Annotated in this window: 1 protein-coding gene; it reads left to right on the top strand. The window is 75.6% G+C overall.

Annotation, left to right across the window (positions count from 1 at the left end):
* Nucleotides 1-630: acetate--CoA ligase family protein (locus EF918_RS36505; protein WP_260611034.1), on the top strand; the 630-nt coding region annotated here is incomplete at both ends.

Here is a 630-nt window from a genome sequence, read left to right as displayed (position 1 = left end):
CGACCGGCGCAGCTCGCCCTCGGTGGTCAGGTCCAGCCGTACCCCGCCCAGGTCGGCGCGGCTGGGCTACCCGGTCGCCCTCAAGACCACCGCCCCGCACCTGCGCCACCGCGCCGACCTGGGCGGCGTACGGCTGGACCTGACCACCGAGGGCGAGCTGCGCCGGTCGTACGAGGAGCTCACCGAGGCCCTCGGCAGACCCGCCGAGCTCCAGCCCGTGGTGCAGGCCATGGTCCCGCGGGGCGTGGACACCGTCGTCCGGTCCGTGATCGACCCGGCCGCCGGCGCCGTGCTGTCCTTCGGGCTCGCCGGGGTCGCCTCCGAACTGCTGGGCGACACCGCCCACCGACTCGTCCCCGCCACCGTCCGCGACGCCGCCGAACTGATCCGCAGCATCCGCACGGCGCCACTGCTCTTCGGCTGGCGCGGCAGCGACCCCGTCGACACGCCCGCCCTGGAGGACCTGCTCCTGCGGCTGTCCCGGCTGGTCGACGACCATCCCGAGGTGGTCGGGGTCTCGCTGGAACCGGTCGTGGTCGCCACCGAGGGCCTCTCCGTCCTCAGCGCGAACGTCCGCGTCGCCCACCGCGGCCTCCACCGCCTCGGCCACGAGGGCCGGGTAGTAGCCGC

Origin of the sequence: Streptomyces sp. WAC06614, assembly GCF_003949795.1 — a bacterium.
Classification (GTDB): domain Bacteria; phylum Actinomycetota; class Actinomycetes; order Streptomycetales; family Streptomycetaceae; genus Streptomyces.
Note: the sequence above shows the minus strand (reverse complement) of the source record. Positions and strands in the feature narration are given on the sequence as shown.